This window comes from Dyella sp. PARNA 12/25, from assembly GCF_055702865.1.
This window is the reverse complement of record NZ_JBVQCI010000002.1, coordinates 370,339-386,281: the sequence shown is the minus strand read 5'-3', so window position 1 is coordinate 386,281 and position 15,943 is coordinate 370,339. Positions and strand designations below refer to the sequence as shown.

Genomic DNA, 15,943 nt, shown 5'->3' with positions numbered 1-15,943 from the left:
GGGGCGACAATGACGCTATGACATCACCTCAAGCTCCTGGCGCGGCGATGGTTCGCGCCGATGTGTGGCTCTGGGCCGCGCGTTTTTTCAAGACCCGCAGCCTCGCCAAGCAAGCCATCGATGGCGGCAAGATCGATCTCAACGACGCCTCCTGCAAGCCCGCCAAGGCGGTGCACGTGGGTGACGTGTTGCGCATCAGCCGCGGCGAGGAGCGTCTGGAGGTCGAGGTATTGTCCCTGTCCGAAAAACGTGGGCCTGCACTCGTGGCCCAGACGCTTTATCGGGAAAGCGAAGCCAGCGTGAAGGCGCGTGAAGAAGCGAAGGCCCAGCGCAAGCTTGTAGGCGCCATGGCCCCTCCAGGCCGCCCAGACAAGCAGGCACGTCGAGAATTGCGACGGCTTAAGGATTCCATGTGAGTCACCCATCGCAGAATGCGGGGCGATTCTGCGGGAGCATCAGCACTGTGGAAAGACTGCGCAGGGGGCGCGGTGTTCCATCGAATTCGGTGCTGGAGAAACGACAATGGCGAGTTTGGCATTCCTGAAGCGGTGGCTAGGCGCTACGACGCAGGTGGGGCAGCCGGACACATGGTCCAAGACCACCCAGGGCGCGCGCGTCATGGTGGTGGACGACTCGGCCACCATTCGCGCGGTGCTGGGGCGCATGCTTGAGGTGGATGGCTATCAGGTCACCCGCGCAGCGGACGGTGAAAGTGCGCTGGAGCTGGCCCGGGTCGAGCCACCTTCGCTGATCTTCCTGGATATCGTGCTGCCGGGCATCAATGGCTTCTCGGTGTTGCGCACGTTGCGGCATGACCCGCTGACGCGGCATATCCCCATCGTGATGATCAGTGGCAACCAGCAGGCGACCGAACAGTTCTACGTGCAGCGTTTCGGTGCGGATGACTTCATCAGCAAGCCGTTCGGCCAGGCCGATGTGACGCGCAGTATCGATGGGTTGGTTCGCCTGGGACGACTGCCGCTGCGCGAGGCAGGCGAGGTGATTCCGCTGTCGGCGCCGTTGGAGGAGATTCCTGCGCTGCTGGCCAATGCCACGGGCGATGTGCCACCGGTCCATAGCGTCCCTGAACTGGCGGCCTGAGCGGAGAGTCGTGCATACAGAAGGGCGACATCCCAGGGATGCCGCCCTTTGTTGTATCCAGACGCGCTGGAAGGTGGGTTAGAGCTTGAGGCCTAGCGCCTTGGCGACTCCCGCGCCGTAAGCCGGGTCAGCCTTGCTGAAGTGGCCCAGCTGGCGGCGGACGATTTCTTCCGGCACGCCCTGCATCGCTGCGGCGATGTTGCCGAACAACTGCTTCTGCTGATCCGCATTCATCAGGCGGAACAGATCGCCAGCCTGCGTATAGTCGTCATTGCCCGCGCGGTGATCGTAACGGTCGGCGTCACCGGAGATCTTCAGCGGCGGCTCCTTGACCGACTTGTCTTCGACTGGACCATTGAACGAGTTGGGCTCGTAGTTGACGCTGCCGCCACCGTTGCCGTCGAAGCGCATTTCGCCGTCGCGATAGTAGTTGTGCACCGGGCAGCGCGGGCGATTCACTTCCAGCGCCTCATGATTGGTGCCCAGGCGGTAACGCGCTGCATCGGCGTAGGAGAAGATGCGGAACTGCAGCATCTTGTCCGGGCTGTGGCTGATACCCGGTACGACGTTGGCTGGCGAGAAGCTGGATTGCTCGACTTCCGCGAAGTAGTTCTCCGGATTCTTGTTGAGCTCCATCACGCCCACCTCGATCAGCGGATAGTCCTTGTGCGGCCATACCTTGGTGAGGTCAAAGGGGTTGTACGACGTCTTGTCCGCATCCTTCTCCGGCATGATCTGCACGTACATGGTCCACTTCGGGAAATCCTTGCGCTCGATGGCCTCGTATAGGTCGCGCTGATGCGATTCGCGATCGCCGCCAATCACTTTCGCCGCTTCGTCGTTGGTCCAGTTCTTGATGCCTTGCTGGGTCTTGAAGTGGAACTTCACCCAGTAACGCTCGCCCTTGTCGTTCCAGAAGCTGAAAGTGTGACTGCCAAAGCCGTGCATATGGCGCAGCGTGGCGGGCAGGCCGCGGTCGCTCATTAGGATGGTCACCTGGTGCAATGACTCGGGCGACAGCGACCAGAAATCCCACATGGCGGTAGCGTTGCGCAGGTTGGTGCGCGGGTCACGCTTCTGCGTATGAATGAAGTCGGGGAATTTGTACGGGTCGCGCACAAAGAATATGGGTGTGTTATTGCCTACCAGATCCCAGTTGCCTTCCTCGGTGTAGAACTTGATCGCGAAGCCGCGCACGTCGCGCTCAGCGTCGGCCGCACCACGTTCACCGGCTACGGTAGAGAAGCGCAGGAACAGCGGTGTCTTGGTTCCCGGCTTGAACACCTTGGCGCGCGTGTACTTGGTGATGTCGTGGGTGATGGTCAGCGTGCCGTGGGCCGCCGAGCCCACAGCGTGCACTACGCGTTCGGGAATGCGCTCGCGATTGAAGTGCGCGTGCTTCTCGAACAACTGATGGTCCTGCACCAGCAAGGGGCCACGGGGCCCGGCCGTCAGGCTGTTCTGGTTATCGGGAATCGCCGCGCCGGACGAGGTGGTGAGGGTTCTGCGGTGTGCGCTCATGTCGAGATCCTTGCTGACGGGGAATGGCTGGCGATAGCTGGCTTGCCTGTCAATGTAGACGGGCGCGTCCATTGACGGAATTTGATTGTTTTTATGCAATTCATAGCTTGAGCCTATGAATGGCGGTGCCAGCCACGAGATGGAAACGGCAGGATGTACCCCGTCAGGGTGATGGTTGCGTGATGGCATGAAGGGCATGGGAAGACGCCCGACGCCTCGCGTTTTTCAGGCGGATGCGACTGCAGAAATCATGTTTGACGGCATCTGCCTGCCGGTTGCAGACAAGTATTCGAATGGCCTTCACACCTGTACGACCGAGGGTGGCTGACGATGCGGACCCATCTGCACGAAAGGAGATGACGTTGTGGCCGAAGCCATTGAAGAAGGCGATATGGTGTTCGTGGTCGACGGCGAGGACGGCGTCGGCTCAGTGCGCCGCGTGCTTGCCGGCGGCGATGCTTACGTGATCTACATCGAGAATGGTGGCGATTTCGAGATACCCGCCGGCGCCATACGTGCGGTGCATTCGGGCAAGGTCATACTCAATCTCGATCGGCTCGCCAGTCCGGTGCTGGAAGCGATAGGCCATGCCAGGAAGTCGGAATACCCGCACTGACGTTGCGACGTCAGTGCATACGAGAGCAGGGTAGAGATAACGCGCGCCGTACGTGACGCGCGTTACGGCCAGCCATCAGGCCAGCGACTTGAGTCGATAAAGCGCTTCCAGCGCTTCGCGCGGTGTCATGGCATCGGGGTCGATACCCTCCAGTGCGCGTTCCACCACGGATGGCGGCGCGGCGAACAATCCCAGCTGAGGCGACTCCTGCGCAGGCGCGTGACTGCCCGCCGCTGAGGCCTGCTGGTACATGCCACGCTCCAATTCCGCAAGCGTGCGTCGCGCATCGGCAATCACCGATTTGGGTAGACCCGCCAGCGCAGCGACCTGCAGGCCGAAACTGCGATTGGCGGGACCTTCCTTCACGGCATGCATGAAGACCAACTGCTCGCCATATTCCACTGCGTCCAGGTGCACATTGGCGATGGTGGGAAATTCGTTGGCAAGTTCGGTGAGCTCGAAGTAATGCGTGGCGAACAAGGTGTATGAGCGACTGCTGGCCGCCAGATGCACTGCCGCTGCGCGAGCGAGCGCAAGACCATCGTAGGTGCTGGTGCCGCGGCCCACTTCGTCCATCAGCACCAGGCTGTGCTCGGTGGCGTTGTGGAGGATGTTTGCCGTCTCGCTCATTTCCACCATGAAGGTGGACTGGCCTCGCGACAGGTCGTCGCCCGCACCGATGCGGGTAAAGATGCGATCAATCGGGCCGATCACGGCACGCGACGCCGGCACGTAGCTGCCGATATGTGCCAGCAGCACAATCAAGGCGTTCTGGCGCATGTACGTCGATTTACCGCCCATGTTCGGGCCGGTGATGACCAGCATGCGGCGGTTGTCGTCCAGCGCGAGATCGTTCGGCTCGAACGGTTCGTCGCGCACTTTCTCCACCACCGGGTGGCGGCCGCGTTCGATGGCGACGCCGGGCTCGTCTGTGAGCTCCGGCGCGCTCCAATCCAGCGCTGACGCGCGTTCAGCGAGGGTGCTCACCACGTCCAATTCCGCCATGGCGGTGGCCGCGTTCTTGAGCGCTTCGAGCTGGCCGGTCAGGTTGTCCAGCAAGGCCTCGTACAGTGCGCGTTCGCGCATCAGCGAGCGCTCCTTGGCCGAAAGCACTTTGTCCTCGAAGGTCTTCAGTTCTTCGGTGATATAGCGCTCGGCGTTCTTGGTGGTCTGGCGGCGCGTGTAATGCGTGGGTGCCTTGTCGGCCTGGCCCTTGCTGATTTCGATGTAGTAACCGTGCACACGGTTGTAACCCACCTTGAGCGTGGGGATGCCGCTGGCGGCTTTCTCACGCTCCTCCATGTCCACCAGATATTGGTCAGCGTTGGTGGCGAGACGGCGCAGTTCGTCAAGTTCCGCGTCGTAACCATCGGCGATGACACCACCATCGCGCTGCAATACGGGTGGCTGCGGCACCACGGCCTGGGCGAGCAGGGTGGCGGTGCCGGCGTGATCGCCGATGCGTTCCACCAGCGTGTGCAGCAGAGGGCTGTCGAGTGGTGCCATCAGTTCGCGCAACGCGGGTGCCGCGGCAAGGCCATCGCGCAGCGTGGAGAGATCGCGCGGACGCGCCGAGCGGAGTGCGACGCGGGCAAGGATGCGCTCGAGGTCACCGATGCCGCGCAGCTGCTCACGCAGTGCGTCGTAGCGACGGTTGTCGATCAGTGTGCCGATGGCCTGATGGCGGCTGCGCAGCAGATCGCGCGAACGCAGCGGACGATTGAGCCAGCGACGCAGCAAGCGTGCGCCCATCGGCGTCACGGATTCATCGAGCACGCCGAGCAGGGTGTGCTCGGTGCGGCCGCTGGGGTGCGTGTCCAGTTCCAGGTTGCGGCGTGTGGCGGCATCGAGCGCAATGGTGTCGCCCGCGCTTTCCACGGACATGCCGGAAAGATGCGGCAGTGCGCTGCGCTGCGTTTCCTCCACGTAGCCCAGCAAGCAGCCCGCGGCAGCAATCGCCAGAGGCAGTTTGTCCACGCCAAAGCCGCCAAGGTCGCGCGTGCCGAAGAAGCGATTGAGTTCTCGACGCGCGGCATCGCCGTCGAAATGCCACGGCGGCCGCTTGCGCAAGCCGGGCAGGCCGCTGACAAACTTGGGCCACGCCACGTCTTCGCCCACCAGAGTTTCAGCTGGCTGCAAGCGCGCAAGTTCCGAGGCGAGCGCTTCGGCACTGGGTACTTCGCTCAGCAGGAAGCGGCCACTGGCCAGATCCACCCAGGCAAGGCCATAAGCGCCATGCGCGCCGGCAGCAATGGCCATCAGCAGGTTGTCGCGGCGCTCTTCCAGCAGCGCGGCATCGGTCACCGTGCCTGGCGTAACAATGCGCACCACCTTGCGTTCCACCGGACCCTTGGAGGTCGCCGGGTCGCCGATCTGCTCGCAGAGCGCGACCGACTCGCCGAGTTTCACCAGACGGGCGAGGTAGTTTTCCACCGAGTGGTAAGGCACACCCGCCATGGGTATGGGCTGGCCCGCCGATTGGCCGCGCTGGGTCAGGGTAATGTCGAGCAGTCGCGCCGCCTTGCGTGCGTCGTCGTAGAACAGCTCATAGAAGTCACCCATGCGAAAGAACAGCAGCACATCCGGGTGCTCGGCCTTGGCCGTCAGGTACTGCCGCATGACGGGCGAATGGTCTTTATGATTTTCTGACATGTAAGGCGGGTTGTTTTGGTCTGTTTTGAATGGCCGGGTGACGGGGGCGCCGACGAGTCCGGACGGACTCTGGCTGAAGCAGTCGCCAGCTATTGGCCGGGCGCGTCACGAAAGGCGTCACTGTAGCTGCTTGATGCCTGAAGGTGTGCCGCTGTTGGAATCATTGAGCTCGCGCAGGCAAAGGGCGATCCCATGGCCCAGGGCTTGGCGGCACCATCTCAACCGGGTAGAACGGCTAGGGCAACACTGATTAAGTATCGCCGCCGTCACCAGCCCTGTCTGTTCGCAGGCCACAGGGGCATTGGCGAAGGCAGACTGGCCGTCTGTCGAGCCAAGGGACCGAAGGCGTGCGGGCAGACAGGGCTGGCCCCAACATGTTGAATTTGAAGCGACGGGGTGATGACTGGAAGGCCCGCAGGGTGTGCCGCGCGGCTTGGCAAGACGGCCAGTCTTCCCCGCGCCACGCGACACACCCTGCGGGCCTTCCAGTCATCATGACGACGGCGATACTTAATCAGTGTTGCCCTAGCTTCGCTGGCGAAGATGCCAATCTGCAGGAGTAGTCCATGGAGCAGTCCATTCCCACTGACGCCGAACTGAAAGCGTTGGCAGAGCAGGTCGCCGCGACCGTCCAGCAAAAGGCGTTGATGGTGGTAACCGCCGAATCCTGCACGGGCGGCTGGATTGCCAAGACCCTGACTGATTTGCCGGGCAGCTCTGCCTGGTTCGACGCCGGCGTGGTCACCTACAGCTACGGAGCCAAGGAGGCGTTGCTGGGAGTCAATCCGCGCACGCTCGAGCGTACCGGCGCGGTCAGCGAAGAGACCGCACTGGAGATGGTGTCCGGTGCGTTGTCCCGTTTTGGCGCGGGCGTGGCCGTGGCGGTCACCGGCATCGCCGGACCCAGCGGCGGCACGCCAGACAAACCGGTGGGAACGGTCTGGATCGGCTGGAAGCGCCGCGGCGGCTATGCCTACGCCCAGCTTTTCCACTTCGACGGCGACCGCGAAGCTGTGCGCCGGCAAACCGTGGCAGCGGCGCTCACGGGCGTGCTCAAGACACTGACGAGCTGAGTCGCCCTGCCGGCCATGATCCGGTTGACCGGTGTGAGATAATTTCCCATCTCAGATCGCAGCCCGTGAGATTACTTGCGGGCATCATGCCTTTCATTCACTGCCACCCAGGATGCAAGACGATGGATGACAACAAGCGCAAGGCGCTCACCTCCGCCCTCGGCCAGATCGAAAAGCAATTCGGCAAGGGTGCCGTCATGCGCCTGGGCGACCGTTCTGACGACGTCATCGAGACGGTGTCCACTGGCTCGCTGGGCCTGGATATCGCACTGGGCGTCGGCGGCCTGCCGCGCGGCCGTATCGTGGAAATCTATGGCCCGGAATCCTCGGGTAAGACCACGCTGACCCTGCAGGTCATTGCCAACTGCCAGAAGAACGGCGGCACCGCTGCCTTCGTCGACGCCGAGCACGCGCTGGACCCGTCCTACGCCGCCAAGCTGGGCGTGAACGTGGACGACCTGCTGGTGTCGCAGCCCGACACCGGCGAACAGGCGCTGGAAATCGCCGACATGCTGGTGCGCTCCGGCGCCGTGGACGTGGTGGTGATCGACTCGGTCGCCGCACTGACGCCCAAGGCGGAAATCGAAGGCGAAATGGGTGACTCCCACGTAGGTCTGCACGCCCGCCTGATGAGCCAGGCGCTGCGCAAGCTCACGGCCAACATCAAGAAGTCCAACTGTCTGGTGGTCTTCATCAACCAGATCCGTATGAAGATCGGTGTGATGTTCGGCAGCCCGGAAACCACCACAGGCGGTAATGCGCTGAAGTTCTACGCCTCGGTGCGTCTGGACATCCGCCGCATCGGCGCGGTGAAGAAGGGCGAAGAGGTCATTGGTTCGGAAACCCGCGTCAAGGTGGTGAAGAACAAGGTGGCGCCGCCGTTCCGTCAAGCCGAGTTCGAAATCCTCTACGGCGAGGGCTCGTCGCGCGAAGGTGAGATCATTGAGCTAGGCGTGGCGCAGAACCTGATCGACAAGTCCGGCGCGTGGTACAGCTACAAGGGCGACCGCATCGGCCAGGGCAAGGAAAACGTCCGCCAGTTCCTGCGCGACAACCCGGCCATTGCCAACGAGGTCGATGCCGAGCTGCGTGCTCGTCTGCTTGTGAATAACGGCTCCTCACCGCTGCCGGCCGTGGAAACGGAAGAAGCCTGATCGACGCATTGGAGGCGCCATGCCAGGACTGAAGGGAAGCTTCTTTATCGCAGTTCTGGCGGGCGCCGCCGCCGTTATGGGGTGGGCGGCGTATCAGCACTATGCCCACCCATGGCCCGATGGCGTCGCCGCGAGGCGTTTGAGCGGCGGTGTGTGGGTCTCGGAACAGATCACACCACAGCAGCTCGAGCTGCTGGGCAACGGCCGTTTCGCCACTGTTGTGGATCTGCGGCCGGACGGCGAAGTGGACGGGCAGCCGTCCTCGGCCGAAATGGCTAGCGCCGCGGCCAGGGCCGAGTTGCATTTCGCCTACGACCCAGTGCCTCACGGTGCGATTCCCGATGAAGCGGTCCAAGCGCTACAGAAGGTGCTGGCCACGCAGCCGAAACCTGTCTTGCTTTACTGCCGTAGTGGCCGTCGCGCTGCCCGCACTTGGGCGCTGGCGGAGGCGGCGAGTCCTGGCGGCCTCGATGCCTCATCCATTGAGCAGGTCGTGCAGGCCGCTGGACAATCAGTGGATGATTTGCGCGGTGACATCCAGGCCCGCATTGCGGCCCGTCCGCGAGAGGGTTAGGGCGAACCATGGATATCAATGCTGTTGAAGCACAAGAACGGACTTATGACTCGGGTTGGCGCATCGTCGTGAAGTTGCTGGTGATCGCTGTGGGTTTGGCACTTGGGGCGATCCTCGGTGCGATGGGTGCCCTTTTCACAGGCTTGGTAACCATTAGCTGCTGATTCATGGCGCAAGACCGCGACGACAAGAAAGACAAACCCACCGCCTACAACAAGGCGCTGGGCATGCTCGCGCGTCGCGAGCATTCGCGCCGCGAATTGAAGCTCAAGCTTCGCCAGAAGGGTTACGAAGGCGACGAGGCGGGTGAGGCGCTCGACCGCCTCGGTGAGCAGCAGTATCAGGACGACGACCGTTTCGCGGAAATGCTGGTGCGCAGCCGGGTCTCGCAGGGCTACGGCCCCATGCGTGTAAGGGCTGAGCTAAAGAGCCACGGCCTGTCCGACGCCAGAATCCGCGCTGTGCTGGACGAGGCCGACGTGGACTGGGAAGCCAGTGCCTTGAGTCAGCTGAAGCGCCGTTTTGGCGTCGGATCGGCACCAGATCGCGAAGAAAAGGCCCGGCGGGCGCAATTTCTCTTGCGTCGGGGCTTTCCCGCCGCCACAGTACGGAATGTTACCCACGCCGACGTGGACGACGCTGCCGACGAGTCCGACTGACCGAGGCGGTGCGCCCAGGGCGTGGCCTTTCCTTCAGGTCGTCCCCAACCGCATGAAAACCGCCGAAATCCGTTCGACTTTCCTCGAGTATTTCCGTTCGAAAGGGCACACCATCGTGCCGTCCAGCTCCTTGGTACCGGCCAGCGACCCCACGCTGCTGTTCACCAACTCGGGCATGGTGCAGTTCAAGAACGTATTCCTCGGTAGCGAAAAGCTGCCGTACGTGCGCGCGGCCGACGTGCAGCGCTGCCTGCGTGCCGGCGGCAAGCACAACGACCTGGATTCGGTGGGCTACACAGCGCGTCACCACACCTTTTTCGAGATGCTCGGCAACTGGTCGTTTGGCGACTACTTCAAGCGCGACGCCATTGCCTATGCGTGGGAGCTGCTGACCAGCGTCCTCAAGCTGCCGCAGGAGAAGCTCTGGGTCACCGTCTATCACACCGATGACGAGGCCTTTGACATCTGGAACAAGGAAGTGGGCGTGCCGGCGGAGCGCATTGTGCGCATCGGCGACAACAAGGGTGCGCCGTACGCCTCGGACAATTTCTGGCAGATGGCCGACACGGGTCCTTGCGGTCCGTGCACGGAAATCTTCTTCGACCACGGTGCAGAGATCGCCGGTGGCCCGCCAGGATCGCCGGACGAAGACGGCGATCGCTACATCGAAATCTGGAACCTGGTGTTCATGCAGTTCGACCGCGCGCCGGACGGCACGCTGTCACCGCTGCCGGCCCCCTGCGTCGATACCGGCATGGGCCTGGAGCGCCTGGCCGCCGTGCTGCAGCACGTGCACTCCAACTACGAGATCGACCTGTTCCAGCACCTGATCAAGGTGGCGGCTGAGCTTACCCGCACCAACGATCTGGCCAACAAATCCCTGCGCGTGATTGCCGATCACATTCGCGCGTGCTCGTTCCTCATCGTGGACGGCGTGCTGCCGTCGAACGAAGGTCGTGGTTACGTGCTTCGTCGCATCATCCGCCGTGCACTGCGCCATGGCTGGATGTTGGGCGTGCGTGGCGACTTCTTCTGGAAGATGGTGCAGCCGCTGGTCGAGGAAATGGGCGAGGCCTATCCCGAGCTGGCGCAGAAGCAGTCGTTCGTCCAAGAAGCGTTGCGCACCGAAGAACAGCGCTTCGGCGAAACGCTGGAGCACGGCATGCGCGTGTTTGACGAGGTCTCGGCCAAGTCGGGCAAAACCATCCCGGGTGCCGACGCTTTCCGTCTCTATGACACCTATGGCTTTCCGGTGGACCTCACCGCCGACATCGCACGCGAGCGCGGTCTCACAGTGGATATGGCGGGCTTCGAGCAGGCCATGAACGAGCAGCGCGAGCGTGCACGTGCCGCCAGCCGCTTTGAAGCCAAGGGCCAGATGCCGGCCGAGCTGGCCAGCCAGCTGCAGCCGACCGTGTTCCTGGGGTACGAGGCCCTGAAGAGCCAGGGCTGCAAAGTCGTCGGCATCGTTCGCGCAGGCAAACAGCTCGACCAGCTGAGCGAAGGCGAGGAAGCTCTGGTCATCCTCGACCGCACGCCGTTCTATGCCGAATCGGGCGGTCAGGTCGGTGATACCGGCAAGCTTGCGTCCGGCGCTGGCCGCTTTGAAGTCAGCGATACTTTCAAGATGGGCGGCGTGTTCTTCGGTCACGCCGGTCGTTGGCAGGGTGCACAGCCGCTGCGCGTGGGCGACACCGTGGATGCGGCCGTGGACAGTGCGCGCCATCAGGCCATCGTGCTCAACCATTCGGCCACCCATTTGCTGCACGCCGCACTGCGCAAGGTGCTGGGCGAACACGTCACGCAAAAGGGCTCGCTGGTGGCGCCTGAGCGCCTGCGCTTCGACTTCTCACACTTCAAGCCGATGGGCGCGGATGAGCTGCGCGAGATCGAAGCCTTGGTGAACGCCGAGGTGCGCCGCAATGCGGCGGCTGAAGTTCACAACATGGGCTATGACGACGCGATCGCCTTCGGCGCGATGGCGTTGTTCGGCGAAAAGTACGGTGATGAAGTGCGCGTGCTGAAAATGGGCGACTTCTCCACCGAGCTTTGTGGCGGCACCCATGTGGGCCGCACCGGTGATATCGGGTTGTTCAAGATCGTCAGCGAAGCGGGTGTGGCCTCCGGCGTTCGCCGCATCGAAGCGGTGACTGGCGCTGGCGCACTCGCCTATGTGGCCGATGAAGAGCGTCGCCTTGGCGAGTTCGCGCAGCTGTTGTCGGCCAACGGTGACGATGCCGTGGAGAAACTTCGCCAGCTGTTCGACAAGCAGAAGAAGCTCGAGCGCGAGCTCGAATCGCTGCGCGCCAAGGCGGCTGGCTCGGCCACCGCCGACCTGGCGTCCTCGGCGCACAACATCGACGGCATCAAAGTGGTGGCCGCTCGCCTCGAAGGTCTGGATGCCAAGGCATTGCGCGACAGCATGGACCAGCTCAAACAGCAGCTGGCTGACTGCGTGATCCTGCTGGCGGGCGCCGCCGACGGCCGCGTCTCGCTGGTGGCCGGCGTCAACGGCAAAGCCCTGGGCAGGGTCAAGGCAGGCGATGTGGTAGCCCATGTGGCCGGCCAGATTGACGGCAAGGGCGGCGGTCGCCCGGACATGGCCCAGGGTGGCGGAAACGACAGCGCCGAGCTGCCCAACATCCTGAATGGTCTGGTCGGCTGGGTCGGACAGCGACTGGCTTCCTGAAACGAGTCAACCCATCAGACTCCGTTGCCGTTTACGCATTGCGCTGCCATCGGACGCTCGGCTAGTATCCAAACACTGCCGACACCGATGGTTGCGCCGGTGTCGCTCGACAAGGGCATCTACAGGGGATGCCTCGTCTGTGAACCGGGGAAGGCGGTAGGGCCTTCGGCGGTAAGATCGTCGAACTGTCCAGACGGTGAAGCTCAGGGGTGAGGCATAACCGTCTGTTGGCCTATGACCAAAGTATTCATGGAGTGGCAAACATGTTGATTCTGACCCGCAGGGTCGGTGAAACCTTGATGATTGGTGACGAGGTGACCGTTACCGTTCTGGGCGTCAAGGGCAACCAGGTACGTATTGGGATCAATGCGCCCAAAAACGTCGCCGTGCATCGCGAAGAGATCTATCAACGGATCAAGAACGAGCACGAGCCGGACAGCAGCGCATCCGGTGACACTGGCGAACACTGATCACGCAATAAAAGCTTTACCTCGAGCTCGCCGGTTAGTATCCTTGCCGGCTCCGCAGTAATGCGGACCAAAAAACGGAGAGATGCCCGAGAGGCCGAAGGGGCTCCCCTGCTAAGGGAGTATAGGGTCAAAAGCCTTATCGAGGGTTCGAATCCCTCTCTCTCCGCCAGATACGCAAAAAGCCCCTCGCGGGGCTTTTTGCGTATCTGGCGGAGAGAGAGTTGTGGACGAACGCTCCGGTTCGACGAAATTGCCTGGAGCAATTTCGGACAGCCGCAGGCTGGCCCGAACAATCCCGGACCCCACGTAACAGCACACGACAACGAAGCCCCTCGCGGGGCTTTTTGCGTATCTGTGGTTTTGGTTCAACGGATTTGTCAGTAGCTTTTCAGATAGCGACAAATTCCCCCAGTCATCCTCACCTTCAAAAGGCTGAGCGCCACCTGACGAAGCCTCTTTTCGAGATCGTCGTGCGCATCGAGTCTACTCGCGCGAAAACATTCATCCTGACGACAGCGCACATTCAGCCCGCGAGCCCTGAATGAACGCCACAGAACCATCCCAGCTCCCGAAGTACCGCCTTTCGACGGTTTCAGCGTTACCTTGTTCATCGTCAACCCTCGTGGAGGGCGTGTCATGGATGTGCTTCGACTCGAACATCCTGTCTTGCGGAAACACCATCGATTGATCCGCATTCTTGCGCTCGTACTGGTGCTCATCGCATGCGCCGCCATACCGTTTCGAGCAGCCTCTGAAGTATCGGTAGGCGTCGGCATATCTGTGGACTATCCGCCGCCGCCGTTGCCGCTGTACGTGCAGCCGCCTATTCCTGGCCCGGGGTACATCTGGATTCCCGGTTTCTGGGACTGGGGTGAGGACGGCTATTACTGGGTGCCTGGCTATTGGGAAATGCCGCCGTATTTCGGAGCCCTCTGGACACCGGGTTATTGGGGCTGGATGGGCGGCGTGTATGTGTTCCATGACGGTTACTGGGGACGGCACGTGGGCTACTACGGTGGCATCGACTACGGGTTTGGTTATCCGGGCAGGGGCTATTACGGCGGTCGCTGGCAGCATGACGGTTTCCACTACAACCGCTCAGTCAATCAGATCAACAATGCTCGCGTCACCAACGTCTACAACGGGTCGGTGCCCAACAATGGCGTCGTGAATCGCACCAGTTTCAATGGCGGTCGTGGTGGTGTGAGAGCTGATCCAACGCGCCAGGAGGCAGCTGTTGCCCGTGAGGCTCACGTGGCGCCGATGGCGACGCAGATGAAGCACGTGGCCGCAGCTGGCCATGATCCGGCCATGCGTGCGTCGGTGAATCGCGGCGCACCGGTGATCGCAGGCCCTGCACACGCTGACCCCGTCAGCGTTTCAGGCGTTCGCAACGCGCCGACGCAGGTGCCGCAGAACAACTTGGCACTGCATTCTGCCAATTTCGCACCACACGTTAGTGCCACCCATGCGCCGATGCCGTCAGCTGCGAGCTGGGGTTCTCCAGGCGCCAGCCACGCGATGAGCAACGCGCGAACGTATCCGTCCTATCACCAGCGAACCTATTCGGTTACGACCCAGCCTGGGTACCCATCCAATGCGCAACCCAGGTACGCGCCCAATATGCAGCCACGGTATACGGCCAATACGCAGCGAACGTATCCAACCTACAACTATCACCCAGTGAATAATCCGGGCTCGTATCACGTGGCGGCTGCACCACGCCCGGCTCCGGCGAGCCACGCCGCTCGTCCCGCGCCCAGTCACGGCGGCGACAACGGGCATCACTGAAGTTATCTGGAAATGGCGATCAGTCGGTTTTTTCTTGCCGGCCGATCGCCACCGCCATTAGGGGCCAGTGCTATAAGGGAGTCGCTTTGTGCTGCACCGACCATCCGTTGCCTGCAACAGATGGTCTCGGGCCTCAGCTCAGAGCCAGTCCACGCAGTTCGGCGCTTTCTGGCGTAACGCGCAGCACGGAGCCGTGCTCGTACCAGTCGCCCAATACGATGCGTTCGGCCGTCTGGCCATCCAGATCGAAGTGGTGGGTGGCGGGGCGGTGGGTGTGGCCGTGAATCAAGCGCGTGACGCCGGCTTTGCGCATGGCGTCAGCCACGGCGTCAGCATTGACGTCCATGATGGTTTCCATGGCGGTGCCGGTGTGCGCCTTGCTGTCTTCGCGCGCCTTGGCGGCGAAGGCACGACGCGCGTCCAATGACATGGCGAGAATCTGCGCTTTCCACTGCGGTGTGCGCACCTGCTTGCGTATCGTCTGGTAGGCGATGTCGTCCGTGCAAAGCACATCGCCGTGCATCAGCAGGGTGGGGCGGCCGTAGAGGTCATGCACGGTACCGTCATCGAGCAGCGTGAAGCCGGCGCGTTTTGCGAAATCTTCGCCAAGCAGGAAGTCACGGTTACCCACCATGAAATACACCGGCACGCCGCTGTCGCGGAGCGCCTTGGTGGCGTTGGCAATGCGGGAGGGAAGCTCGGCGTCGTCGTCGTCACCGATCCATGCCTCGACGAGGTCGCCGAGGATGTACAGCGCATCGGCTGATCGCGCTTCGTCGCTGGCGAGAAACGTTTCGAACAGGCGTGTAATCTGCGGGCGACCGTTATCCAGATGCAGGTCGGAAATGAACAGCGTGGCCATCGTGCGTCAGCCCTTGGTCTTGCTGGTGGCCTTGCCGTTCTTGGCGGGGGCGGCTGGCTTCACGGTCGACGGTTCGGCCGGCTTCGGCGCTGTCGTCGTGGCGGTGGGGGCTTCTTCGCCGACCACGTTGGCGCTGTCGATGATCACCAGCGGGTTGGGCACGTCACCCGCAAACGGGCCCAGGCCACGCGTGGGCAGGGCAGCCATCTTGTCGACCACGTCCATGCCCTTCACGACCTTGCCGAACACCGCGTAGCCCCAGGTCAGGCCGCTCTGGTTGCCGACGAAGTCGAGGCGACGGTTGTCCACCAGGTTGAAGAAGAACTGCGAGGTGCCGGAGCTGGGGTCGGCGCCACGTGCCACCGCCACCGTGCCACGGAGGTTGGACAGGCCGTTGTCAGCCTCGCTGGCAATGGCCGAGCGCGTGCGCTTGGCCTGCAGGTCGCGTGTGTAGAGGCCGCCTTGCACGAGGTAACCCTGGATGGCGCGATGGAACACCGTGCCGCTGTAGAAGCCGTCACGCACGTACTGCAGGAAGTTGGCGACGCTCTTGGGTGCCTTGTCCGGGAATAGCTCCAGCGTGATATCGCCCTGCGAGGTGTGCAGCACCACCTGCGGATGCGGTTGTGCGGCAGCGGGCGTCGCGGTGGGCTTGGCGGCTTGTGCAAGGAGCGCAAGCGGCGACAACAGCAGGGCGGCGGCAAGCAGGAGTCGGGACATGGTAGGTCGGGCGGCTTGTGGCATCAGGGCATCATACGCGGTGGAGACTGGCAGCAGGCTG

General features: G+C 62.7%; 15 protein-coding genes and 1 tRNA gene. 12 read left to right on the top strand and 4 right to left on the bottom strand.

Annotated elements, in window-relative coordinates; genetic code table 11:
• Positions 1–17 precede the first annotated feature (17 nt).
• Positions 18–416 carry an RNA-binding S4 domain-containing protein gene (locus tag AC0GUR_RS06385; protein ID WP_472876627.1) on the top strand — a complete coding sequence of 133 codons (399 nt, stop codon included), beginning with the start codon at positions 18–20 and terminating at the stop codon, positions 414–416.
• A 106-nt stretch (positions 417–522) separates the two neighbouring features.
• A complete protein-coding gene (locus AC0GUR_RS06380) occupies positions 523–1,101 on the top strand; it encodes a response regulator (protein WP_472876626.1) in 579 nt (192 codons plus the stop codon).
• A gap of 78 nt (positions 1,102–1,179) precedes the next feature.
• On the opposite strand, the gene AC0GUR_RS06375 is transcribed toward AC0GUR_RS06380, so the two are convergent.
• The gene (locus AC0GUR_RS06375; RefSeq protein WP_472876625.1) at positions 1,180–2,622 is read right to left on the bottom strand and encodes a catalase; all 1,443 of its coding nucleotides are present in this window, start codon (positions 2,620–2,622) and stop codon (positions 1,180–1,182) included.
• Positions 2,623–2,986: 364 nt separating this feature from the next.
• Between AC0GUR_RS06375 and AC0GUR_RS06370 the strand changes: the two genes are divergently transcribed.
• Complete coding sequence (locus AC0GUR_RS06370; RefSeq protein WP_472876624.1) at positions 2,987–3,238, top strand: hypothetical protein; 252 nt, start codon at positions 2,987–2,989, stop codon at positions 3,236–3,238.
• Between the two features lie 75 nt (positions 3,239–3,313).
• Here the strand turns inward: AC0GUR_RS06370 and mutS are convergent, their stop codons facing one another.
• Positions 3,314–5,857 (bottom strand): DNA mismatch repair protein MutS, encoded by a 2,544-nt coding sequence (gene mutS / locus AC0GUR_RS06365; protein ID WP_472876623.1) that lies wholly within the window; start codon positions 5,855–5,857, stop codon positions 3,314–3,316.
• A 599-nt stretch (positions 5,858–6,456) separates the two neighbouring features.
• On the opposite strand from mutS, the gene AC0GUR_RS06360 reads away from it, so the two are divergent.
• The 9 genes from AC0GUR_RS06360 to AC0GUR_RS06320 all read left to right on the top strand — a co-directional run bounded on the left by AC0GUR_RS06360 (position 6,457) and on the right by AC0GUR_RS06320 (position 14,300).
• Positions 6,457–6,963, top strand: a complete 507-nt coding sequence (locus AC0GUR_RS06360; protein ID WP_472876622.1) for a CinA family protein — start codon at positions 6,457–6,459, stop codon at positions 6,961–6,963.
• A gap of 122 nt (positions 6,964–7,085) precedes the next feature.
• Positions 7,086–8,117 carry a recombinase RecA gene (recA, locus tag AC0GUR_RS06355; protein WP_472876621.1) on the top strand — a complete coding sequence of 344 codons (1,032 nt, stop codon included), beginning with the start codon at positions 7,086–7,088 and terminating at the stop codon, positions 8,115–8,117.
• 19 nt (positions 8,118–8,136) lie between these two features.
• Positions 8,137–8,691, top strand: a complete 555-nt coding sequence (locus tag AC0GUR_RS06350; protein ID WP_472876620.1) for a protein tyrosine phosphatase family protein — start codon at positions 8,137–8,139, stop codon at positions 8,689–8,691.
• Between the two features lie 8 nt (positions 8,692–8,699).
• Positions 8,700–8,855 (top strand): hypothetical protein, encoded by a 156-nt coding sequence (locus AC0GUR_RS06345; protein ID WP_472876619.1) that lies wholly within the window; start codon positions 8,700–8,702, stop codon positions 8,853–8,855.
• Positions 8,856–8,858: 3 nt separating this feature from the next.
• Complete coding sequence (locus tag AC0GUR_RS06340; RefSeq protein WP_472876618.1) at positions 8,859–9,350, top strand: regulatory protein RecX; 492 nt, start codon at positions 8,859–8,861, stop codon at positions 9,348–9,350.
• Positions 9,351–9,402: 52 nt separating this feature from the next.
• Positions 9,403–12,039: an alanine--tRNA ligase gene (gene alaS / locus AC0GUR_RS06335; RefSeq protein ID WP_472876617.1), complete on the top strand. Its 2,637-nt coding sequence runs from the start codon at positions 9,403–9,405 to the stop codon at positions 12,037–12,039.
• Positions 12,040–12,302: 263 nt separating this feature from the next.
• Positions 12,303–12,509: a carbon storage regulator CsrA gene (gene csrA / locus AC0GUR_RS06330; protein WP_472876616.1), complete on the top strand. Its 207-nt coding sequence runs from the start codon at positions 12,303–12,305 to the stop codon at positions 12,507–12,509.
• A gap of 76 nt (positions 12,510–12,585) precedes the next feature.
• Positions 12,586–12,678: transfer RNA gene (locus AC0GUR_RS06325), tRNA-Ser, on the top strand.
• A gap of 467 nt (positions 12,679–13,145) precedes the next feature.
• Positions 13,146–14,300 carry a YXWGXW repeat-containing protein gene (locus tag AC0GUR_RS06320; protein WP_472876615.1) on the top strand — a complete coding sequence of 385 codons (1,155 nt, stop codon included), beginning with the start codon at positions 13,146–13,148 and terminating at the stop codon, positions 14,298–14,300.
• A 133-nt stretch (positions 14,301–14,433) separates the two neighbouring features.
• Here AC0GUR_RS06320 and AC0GUR_RS06315 read toward each other — a convergent pair whose 3' ends face one another.
• Together AC0GUR_RS06315 and AC0GUR_RS06310 are read right to left on the bottom strand one after the other, a co-directional pair.
• A complete protein-coding gene (locus AC0GUR_RS06315) occupies positions 14,434–15,162 on the bottom strand; it encodes a UDP-2,3-diacylglucosamine diphosphatase (protein ID WP_472876614.1) in 729 nt (242 codons plus the stop codon).
• A 6-nt stretch (positions 15,163–15,168) separates the two neighbouring features.
• Complete coding sequence (locus AC0GUR_RS06310; RefSeq protein ID WP_472876613.1) at positions 15,169–15,882, bottom strand: peptidylprolyl isomerase; 714 nt, start codon at positions 15,880–15,882, stop codon at positions 15,169–15,171.
• Positions 15,883–15,943: the final 61 nt, after the last annotated feature.

What these genes read in the sequence shown, in the direction of transcription:
- mutS (WP_472876623.1), bottom strand. Translation starts at nt 5,857, where the DNA reads ATGCGGCAGTACCTGACGGCCAAGGCCGAGCACCCGGATGTGCTGCTG.
- AC0GUR_RS06340 (WP_472876618.1), top strand. Translation starts at nt 8,859, where the DNA reads ATGGCGCAAGACCGCGACGACAAGAAAGACAAACCCACCGCCTACAAC.
- AC0GUR_RS06380 (WP_472876626.1), top strand. Translation starts at nt 523, where the DNA reads ATGGCGAGTTTGGCATTCCTGAAGCGGTGGCTAGGCGCTACGACGCAG.
- AC0GUR_RS06320 (WP_472876615.1), top strand. Translation starts at nt 13,146, where the DNA reads ATGGATGTGCTTCGACTCGAACATCCTGTCTTGCGGAAACACCATCGA.
- AC0GUR_RS06315 (WP_472876614.1), bottom strand. Translation starts at nt 15,162, where the DNA reads ATGGCCACGCTGTTCATTTCCGACCTGCATCTGGATAACGGTCGCCCG.
- csrA (WP_472876616.1), top strand. Translation starts at nt 12,303, where the DNA reads ATGTTGATTCTGACCCGCAGGGTCGGTGAAACCTTGATGATTGGTGAC.
- AC0GUR_RS06360 (WP_472876622.1), top strand. Translation starts at nt 6,457, where the DNA reads ATGGAGCAGTCCATTCCCACTGACGCCGAACTGAAAGCGTTGGCAGAG.
- AC0GUR_RS06375 (WP_472876625.1), bottom strand. Translation starts at nt 2,622, where the DNA reads ATGAGCGCACACCGCAGAACCCTCACCACCTCGTCCGGCGCGGCGATT.
- recA (WP_472876621.1), top strand. Translation starts at nt 7,086, where the DNA reads ATGGATGACAACAAGCGCAAGGCGCTCACCTCCGCCCTCGGCCAGATC.
- AC0GUR_RS06385 (WP_472876627.1), top strand. Translation starts at nt 18, where the DNA reads ATGACATCACCTCAAGCTCCTGGCGCGGCGATGGTTCGCGCCGATGTG.
- AC0GUR_RS06310 (WP_472876613.1), bottom strand. Translation starts at nt 15,882, where the DNA reads ATGTCCCGACTCCTGCTTGCCGCCGCCCTGCTGTTGTCGCCGCTTGCG.
- alaS (WP_472876617.1), top strand. Translation starts at nt 9,403, where the DNA reads ATGAAAACCGCCGAAATCCGTTCGACTTTCCTCGAGTATTTCCGTTCG.
- AC0GUR_RS06350 (WP_472876620.1), top strand. Translation starts at nt 8,137, where the DNA reads ATGCCAGGACTGAAGGGAAGCTTCTTTATCGCAGTTCTGGCGGGCGCC.
- AC0GUR_RS06345 (WP_472876619.1), top strand. Translation starts at nt 8,700, where the DNA reads ATGGATATCAATGCTGTTGAAGCACAAGAACGGACTTATGACTCGGGT.